The organism is Neolewinella aurantiaca (assembly GCF_008014675.1).
In the GTDB taxonomy this organism is placed as follows: Bacteria; Bacteroidota; Bacteroidia; order Chitinophagales; family Saprospiraceae; genus Neolewinella; species Neolewinella aurantiaca.
Genome location: NZ_VOXD01000017.1, coordinates 127,423 through 135,626, shown reverse-complemented (window position 1 = coordinate 135,626; position 8,204 = coordinate 127,423). Strand labels below are relative to the sequence as shown.

Here is an 8,204-nt window from a genome sequence, read left to right as displayed (position 1 = left end):
TGAGTACCGGTACGCACCAGCCACAGAATGGCGTCAAGTACATCCCGGAGTTGATGTTTTGTCTTGCGGTTGATTGGTAGATAATCTTTAACTTCGTTCCACTGGCTGTCAGTCAACCGAGTCCACTGCTTGGTCATATTTGTAGTGTTTAGCGACTTACAAGATACGACTGACAGCCTTTATATCTAAATTTTCATAATTTTAGACACGCTCTTAGTATTCGGAACTCACTCCCTGACCGATTTCAGGGTGTGGCCATTGATGGCAAGCCGGTTCAGCCTGCGCCCCGGAGCATGTGCCCGGGAGGGAGCAAAGCTACAAACAACGTAACTTTACGACCACCAATTAACGTGGCTTACGATTTAACCGACTAAAAGACCAATCCCTTGCCTCTAAAAAAATCAATATCCGGCTTCCGCGGCACCATCGGCGGTAAAGCGGGAGACAACCTGACTCCTGAAGACATCGTTGCTAATGTTGCCGGCTACGGCACCTGGCTCCTCCGTTCGGGGGCAATCCCCAAAGTGGTGATTGGCCGCGATGGCCGGCCCTCGGGGGCGGTTGTTACAGCCCTCACCGCGGCTACGCTCCAGAGTCTGGGGATCGATGTGATCGATTGCGACTTCGCCACGACTCCGACTGTAGAGATGGCAGTAACTCACCATAAGGCCGGCGGTGGGATCATCCTTTCGGCAAGTCACAACCCTAAGGAATACAACGCCCTCAAGCTCCTCAACGATAAGGGCGAGTTCATTTCGGCCGAAGACGGCGCCGACCTCATCAGCATCGCGGAAGGTGGAGACATCACGTATTGCAGCGTCGACGATCTTGGTCTGCTCACGACCGATCAGCTTTCTCTGCAGCACCATATCTCCGAAGTGCTTGCCCACCCGTTGGTGGAAACAGAAGCTATCCGTGCGGCAGGCTTCAAGGTTGTTCTTGATGCCGTCAACAGTGTTGGGGCTATTTCTATTCCACCGCTTTGCCGTGAGTTGGGCGTAACGTGTACCGTAATCAACGGCGAACTCAACGGCCAGTTTGCCCACAACCCGGAGCCGCTGCCCGAACACCTTGGTGACCTGATGAAACAGGTGGAAGACCTGGGTGCCGATCTCGGCATTGCTGTTGATCCCGACGTGGATCGGCTGGCACTCATCGGCCCCGGTGGCCGCTGGATAGGGGAGGAATACACCCTCGTGACCGTAGCAGACTACGTACTGGGCCGGGAACCCGGCCCCGTGGTGTCTAACCTGAGCAGCAGCCGCGCAGCGGCTGATATTGCGGCGAAGCACGGGCAGGAGTACTTTGCATCTGCGGTAGGCGAGGTCAATGTTGTGGCGAAGATGAAAGAAGTTGGCGCCGCCATTGGCGGCGAGGGCAACGGTGGTATCATCGATCCCCGGCTGCACTACGGTCGTGACAGCCTCATCGGGCTGGCACTTGTCCTGAGCCACTTGGCGACTTCCGGCAAATCCATCAATGAACTCCGCGATGGTTACGTCCACTACGAAATGATCAAGGATAAAAAGGAAGTGGACAAAAACTATGACCTCAACGGTGCTTTCACCCGCGTTCGCGCCAAATTCCCTGACGTACGAACGAGCGATATCGACGGTCTGAAACTTGATTTTTCCGACGGTTGGGTTCACCTGAGGGCATCCAACACCGAGCCAATCGTTCGTGTATACGCAGAAGCGGGCAGTAAGGACCGGGCGCAGGAGTTGGCCGACGGGATCAAAGAATTGCTTTAGCCCTGAAGAGCTAGGATCCGGCAAAGGGCGTCCCGATAATACCGACAGCGAGTTCTGCCCAGATAAGGAGGAAAGTAACCAGAATGCCCAAACAGAGAAACAAACGATGTTTGGGCTGGCGTACGGTTCGGAGTACGACTTCGACTGCGATAACCAGTGCCGACAAAAGGACGCCCATTGCCAGGAAGTCTCCTGCTGACCAGTTTACTTCTTCCGTGAATTGCATCGCAACGAGGGGAACCAACAGTAACAGCAATGCCGACAAAGCAATGCCAGCTAATCTTTTGTTGCGGTAGATGGAGGACCTGTTCATCGGGCAGGAGGGATTATAAGGGTGCGCTCTTTATAGTTGCCTCGGCCGCTAAAATCACCTGGGGTGGCCGAGGCAACTATAGGAGCAGAGGGCGGATTCGCCTGCAGAAGCCCCGGTAAGGGCTTATTCTTCTTCGGGGTACGCGATTCTGACCTGGTGCACACTCTGCAGGAAAGAGCGGAATACGCTGCGGCAGGCTTCGAGTTCGTGGAAGGTGAGGCGGCTGAATTCCAGCTGTCCGGAACCGAGCTTACCCCTGATGATACCGTCGATGAGGTCGTACAGTTCTTCTTTGGAAGGGTTTTTCAGGCTCTTCGACGCGGCTTCCGTCGAGTCGGCCAGCATGAGGATGGTTTGCTCTTTGGTGGCCGGCCGCGGGCCGGGGTAGCGGAAGTCGGCTTCTTCGGCTTCGCGTTCGGGATGGTCCTTGATGTAGTTGCGGTAGAAGAATTCGGCGCGCGTGGTTCCGTGGTGCGTGCGGATGAAGTCGATCAGGACCTCTGGCAACTTTGCTTGTCGGGCCAGTTTGATCCCTTCGTTTACGTGGCCAATTATGATGGCTGCGCTTTCCTTGGGGCCGAGTTTTTCGTGGGGGTTAGGACCGCTCTGGTTTTCGATGAAGAAACCGGGGTTGGTGATTTTTCCGACATCGTGATAAAGTGCTGCGGTTTTTACAAGCAGGGCGTCTGCGCCTATTGCCCTCGCCGCCTGCTCTGCCATATTCGCTACATTAAGAGAATGCTGCCAGGTTCCTGCAGCCTGGCGGGCCAGTTTTTCGAGGAGCGGACGATTCATGTCGCTAAGCTCGCCGAGTGTAATGGGAGAAATGAATCCGAAAATGCGCTCCAGAACGGGAATCAGGGGAATGGAAAGCAGGCAAAGGAATACATTGAGGCCAATCCAGGCGATGATCTTGTAATTAACGGTGTTCCAGGTGCCACCTCGCATCAGTTCCAACCCGATGAATCCCACGAAGTAGAAAGCAAAGAGGAGAAGTAAACTCCGTAAAAAGCGGCCGTAGTCACGTGTGTCAATGTCCATCACAATAACCACTACTCCGGCCATAATGCTGAGAAATACAAAGTGATAGCCAAGGGTGGTAAGAAAGCTCGCCGTGAGCACCACCACCACGTGGACGAAGAAAGCCAACCGCTCGTTGAAGAAAATTCGGATAACGATCGGTACGATACAGAAAGGCACGAGATAGGTGCTCAGGTCGGGGCTGAGCTCGAGGGTACGTACCAGCAGAGCGTAAAGCACGAGCCACATCAGGATAAACACCAGGTTTTTGGTCCTGCTGTATATCAGCGGGAAAAACGAACGGATGTAAAAGATCAGAAGTAGAACCACGAGCCCTATCTGTACGGCGTAGCCTCCGAAGACGCTCCAGAAGGTGGTCTGGGTACTGAGGCTTTCGTTATAGAGCCGGCGGTAGCTGACGAGTTGCTGGTAAACATTCCCGGTAACGGTCTCTCCTCTTTTGATGATTGATTCGCCCTGACGGATCAGATCGTCGTAGGGGCTGACGGATGCTATTGCATCAGCTTTCAGTTTTTGGGTCAGGGAATCGCTATAAAATAGATTATGGTTGAAACGATCTTCGAGTAAATCAAGCAGGAACTCGGGGGATTTCAGGTCGGTATAGAACAGGCTGTCCCTAAGCCACGCGCGGGCGTCTCCTGGCGTACGCAGCTGGGCAAGTGTGCGCTCGCGTTGTTCATTTCCGTTCAGGATCGTAACGAGGGTTGCCATGCCGTCTACCTCTTCTTCGGAGCGGGCACGGATGATGCCCTGGTCGTATAGTTTATCCAGTATGCGTAGCCCGTATCGGCGATGCCGTTCGGGGTTGCGGATGAGATCTTTGTTCTCCCCCCTGACCTTTGCCGAATCCAGACTGATCTGAAACTCCCGTAGGAATTCAGCGCGGGCATTGCGGGCAATATCCTGATCCATCCGGTAAACGGGCCGAGCGACTTGCTCGACTTCTCTGATTTCAGCATCCAGCGTTTCAGGCGTCTTCAGTACGGGGATATCGTAAGGTGCGTCGAGGTCGCTGTACCTCCACGTTTGTCCCCGTTCGAATTCAAAGGGGAACCTGAGGTTGTTAGGGTACAGAAGGCTAATCGCTACTACCGCGATAATGCCCAGCAGCCAGCGCAACAGGCGGCGGGTGAGGCGGGAGCGGGTATTAGGGGAAGAGTTCTGGATGGAGTGGGGATTTTGGTGCAAAATACGGTGTTTGGTTTGATGTTTGGCCTGTTCACTTTGGTCCCGGGACAAACGAACGGGCAAAACGGGAGGAATTGAGGTCCTCAAACGAGCGTAAAACCCTTGCGTCACTGCCTACCTCACCTTGCTGCCGGGGGGGGGGCTTTCGTTTCACGCCTTCGTGGTGAAGGGGCGGCCCGTACATAGCCGAGAGGACACATTTGCACCCGAAACCTATGGTTTCTCAAGCTTGAGCAGGCTTCGCCTGCCATAAACAGAGCATATCGGACAGTCCTTCATCCGGTGTCCTCGGGCCGGACAATATTCACGGCCGAAGAAAATGATTTGCAGATGAAGCTTGTTCCAGCTCTCCTCAGGAAAGAGGCGTTTAAGGTCCTTTTCGGTCTGTTCGACGTTCTTTCCGGTAGAGAGCGCCCAGCGGTAAGCAAGGCGCTGAATGTGGGTGTCTACCGGAAAGGCCGGAACTCCGAAAGCCTGACTCATCACTACTGCAGCTGTTTTATGTCCTACGCCCGGCAATGCTTCCAGTGCTGCCCAGTCCTGAGGTACCTCACCGCCATGCTCTTCCACCAGTATGCGGCTCAGTTCCTTGATGGCTTTGCTTTTACGCGGACTAAGACCGCAGGGACGTATAATCTCGCGTATTTCGTCGACGTCGACGTGCATCATTTCCTCGGGCTTGTCCGTCATAGCCCAAAGGTGAGGGGTGACTTGGTTTACGCGCACATCGGTACACTGAGCAGAAAGCAAAACGGCCACCAACAGAGTATAAGGATCGGTATGATCAAGAGGTATGGGAACGGTAGGGTAGAGCTTGTCGAGAATTTGATGAATTTCTTTAGCTTTCTGAGCTTTGGTCATGGCGTAAGTCGTAGCGGTGGAAAAAGGAAAAAACAGAGAGGGGGAGCTCTAAGCAGTTTGTAAGCAAACAGTTTTGGCAAGTTCTCTGATGTCCCGGATGCGATAAGTTGCTTCTAGTTTGGGTTTGTTCGCCGCTCCGGGGTGGCGAAGCCAGCAGGCATCGAAACCATAGTCGAGGGCACCCTGAATGTCGGCGTTGGGGTTGTCTCCAACCATCAGAACACGGGATTTGTCCACGCCACCCATTTGCTTAAAGGCATGATCGAAAAAGGCTGCCTGAGGTTTAGCAACACCGATTTCATCGGAAATTACGATGAATTCGAAGTGCTTACCGAGATTCGTCGCTGCCAGACGGGGGCGCTGCACTTCTTTCAGGCCATTGGTCACCAGGCCCATCCGGTAGCGCCCTTTAAGGCTTTCCAGCAGGTCGATGGCCCCCGGGAGCATGTGAGTGGAAGCGGAGAGGTAGGTTCGGTAATTGAACGAGAGCTCCTCGGCGGGATGATCGAGACGGTAGTGCTCGAGCAGACGAGAGAAGCGGACGGTGCGCAACTGCTCTTTCGGGATGAGGCCCCGTTCGTAATCTGACCAGGCCTGGTGGTTAATAATGCGGTACTGGCCAAGAACTTCATCGGACCAGTCGATGTCGCGGTCGCGGAGAGTACGTTCAAGGGAAGATGCTTCAGCTGCGCTGAAGTCCCATAAAGTGTTGTCGGCATCGAAGAGCAGCCAGTCGTATTCTTTTTTCATTTCAAGTTAGGTTGACTCTCCTAACAAGTCCTTAGCCACGGAGTTTATCCAGAAGATAGCTGAGTTGGTTGGCTTCGGCTTCGGTAATCCGCTGGAGAATGTTTGCCTGTTTTTTCTCCACCGCCTCGCTCGCCCGCTGGATGAGGTCAAGGCCGGCCTGGGTGATTACTATATCTACCTGACGGCGATCGGTCGGGCACTCCTGCCGCTCAACGAGGCCTTTTTCTTTGAGTTTGTCTACCAGCCGGCTGGCGTTGCTCATCTTGTCGAGCATCCGTTCGGTAAGGAGTTTTACGGTGGCGGGTTTCCCCGCCCGCCCCCGCAGAATGCGCAGGATGTTGAACTGCTGCAGACTCAGCCCCAAAGGCCTGAGTATCTGGCTTGTTGACTGATTAAGCCAGGCAGAGGTGTACACTATGTTGACCGTGGCGCGGTGAAGAGAGGATTTAAATACAGGTTGTTTAATAGCGTCTTCTATGGATTGCATGTGTATGGGTTTTTTTGAATGAATGTAAATACAACAATGTTTACCCTTGTATGGATCACTTGAATTCTCTGTTTCTGTGTCATTAAGACGCTGTTTAGGGGCTTTACCGAACATTTTGGGCGCTCACGCGGGTGCAAAGGGCAGTAAAAACCGGGTCGTAAACGTCGGTAAATGTTAAAGTTGTAATTTTTTTTTTGAGACGGCTGGTTCCAGGATGAAAATGCTGGTTTGGTCAGGATGAGACTTAAGCTTAGGTAAGATGTTTTAAATGCTGCCTTGCCAATGAATAGTTTACATTTTCATGTCAGGTGAATTTTTATTCTGAAAGCGTTGCCGGCGCTAATGTAAAACAAATATTAATTCCGCAATGTTAGCCGCCCGAAAGCCCCATGGGGGGTGGTTTCAGACGTTAAAAAGGCAGACCTTTGTGGTACGCAACGATGCTGTTTAACCTCTTTTGCATCCTGCGTCAGCGCCTTTGATTCCCCTCCCTGAACATTAGTAATTAAAATCCCGGACTATGACTTTTACCCGGACATTAACCATCCTCCTCCTATCTCTTCTGACGCTGCCCCTTTCGGCCGGTTCCGTTTTTGACCTCATGTTTACGGGGGACGATGAGGCTGTTGCTATTCGCCTGGAAGTTCCGATGGACAGCGTGATGAATAAGGTGAACACCAAACAGGATGCCCGCCTTCGGTTTGTCGACGTGGCGGGGCGTGAGCAGAATTGGGAGCTGAACGTGAGCCTGCGTGGCAAGTTCCGGCGCCAGCGTTGCGAGTACGCGCCTCTCAAACTGGATTTCGGGAAGAAAGACCTTCGTAATGCAGGTCTTGAAGATTGGGATAAATACAAACTTGTATCTACCTGCTCTTCTGATCCTATGGCAAAGGACCTGGTGATTAAAGAATACCTTGCTTACCGTATCTACAACGTTCTGACTCCCCAGAGTTTCCGCGTTCAACGCGTCCTTATTACTTACGTTGATGCCAACGGTAATTACCCAGAACGTACCGAGGAAGGTTTCATCATCGAAGATGTAGACGAGATGGCCGCCCGCCTCGGCGGCAAGGAAGTTGAGAACGCCCTCGGCCTTCCGGCAGAGGTGTTCAACTCAACAGCCGAAGTTACCCACGCTCTGACTCAGTACCTGTTCAGCAACGGAGACTTCAGCATGCCGCTGGCCCGCAACCTGAAAGTAGTGGAACTCCCCAACGGCGAGATGATTCCTGTCGGTTACGATTTTGATTTCAGTGGTTGGGTGGGCGCTCCTTATGCAAGCCCTACCAGTGAGATCGGGCAGCAGAGCATTTATCAACGTATCTACCAGGGATATGCTCAGTCTGACAATACAATGCGCAAGGTTGCGGACCATTTCCGTGAGCGTCGCCGTGAAGTAATGGGCCTGCTCGCTGATTTCTACTACCTCAACTCCGAAGATCGTGCGGTCCTGCAGCGCTTCGCTGCCCGCTTCTTCAAGGAGCTCAACCAGATGAACAACAACGACGCCGTGTTGCTCTACGACCAACTCCGGGACGGAGTTGCCGAAATGATTCCCCCCGGCGGCGAAGCCGGGAACTTCCAGAGTATGGGGAAGTAGCAAGTCTTTTCAATTAACTCCTGAGCCAGGATAGCCCTGGGTTGTGGTTTTCTTGATGACCAACGAAAAGAAGCATTAGCGTTCAGCATTCAGACTGTCTTCAGAAACCGTTTGAACGCTGAACGCTAATGCTTTCGAGTTTATTGGGGCACAAGCCTGACTGTCGCTCGCCCCCCTCCCAGCCTCCCACATCGCTACGCAGGGGAGGAGCAA

General features: G+C 53.2%; 7 protein-coding genes. 2 read left to right on the top strand and 5 right to left on the bottom strand.

What is annotated here, in order from left to right; genetic code table 11:
* Positions 1–386 precede the first annotated feature (386 nt).
* Positions 387–1,751: a phosphoglucosamine mutase gene (gene glmM / locus FUA23_RS12420; protein ID WP_147931070.1), complete on the top strand. Its 1,365-nt coding sequence runs from the start codon at positions 387–389 to the stop codon at positions 1,749–1,751.
* 10 nt (positions 1,752–1,761) lie between these two features.
* Here the strand turns inward: glmM and FUA23_RS12415 are convergent, their stop codons facing one another.
* The 5 genes from FUA23_RS12415 to FUA23_RS12395 form a co-directional block, all read right to left on the bottom strand.
* A complete protein-coding gene (locus FUA23_RS12415) occupies positions 1,762–2,064 on the bottom strand; it encodes a hypothetical protein (protein WP_147931069.1) in 303 nt (100 codons plus the stop codon).
* Positions 2,065–2,187: 123 nt separating this feature from the next.
* Complete coding sequence (locus tag FUA23_RS12410; protein ID WP_187270999.1) at positions 2,188–4,293, bottom strand: HD family phosphohydrolase; 2,106 nt, start codon at positions 4,291–4,293, stop codon at positions 2,188–2,190.
* Positions 4,294–4,506: 213 nt separating this feature from the next.
* On the bottom strand, positions 4,507–5,154 hold the full coding sequence (gene nth / locus FUA23_RS12405; RefSeq protein WP_147931067.1) for an endonuclease III: 648 nt from the start codon (positions 5,152–5,154) through the stop codon (positions 4,507–4,509).
* A 48-nt stretch (positions 5,155–5,202) separates the two neighbouring features.
* A complete protein-coding gene (locus FUA23_RS12400) occupies positions 5,203–5,904 on the bottom strand; it encodes a YjjG family noncanonical pyrimidine nucleotidase (RefSeq protein ID WP_147931066.1) in 702 nt (233 codons plus the stop codon).
* Positions 5,905–5,935: 31 nt separating this feature from the next.
* Entirely contained in the window at positions 5,936–6,391 is a 456-nt protein-coding gene (locus FUA23_RS12395; RefSeq protein WP_147931065.1) for a MarR family winged helix-turn-helix transcriptional regulator, read from the bottom strand.
* 520 nt (positions 6,392–6,911) lie between these two features.
* Here FUA23_RS12395 and FUA23_RS12390 point away from each other — a divergent pair.
* A complete protein-coding gene (locus FUA23_RS12390) occupies positions 6,912–7,991 on the top strand; it encodes a hypothetical protein (protein ID WP_147931064.1) in 1,080 nt (359 codons plus the stop codon).
* Positions 7,992–8,204 lie beyond the last annotated feature (213 nt).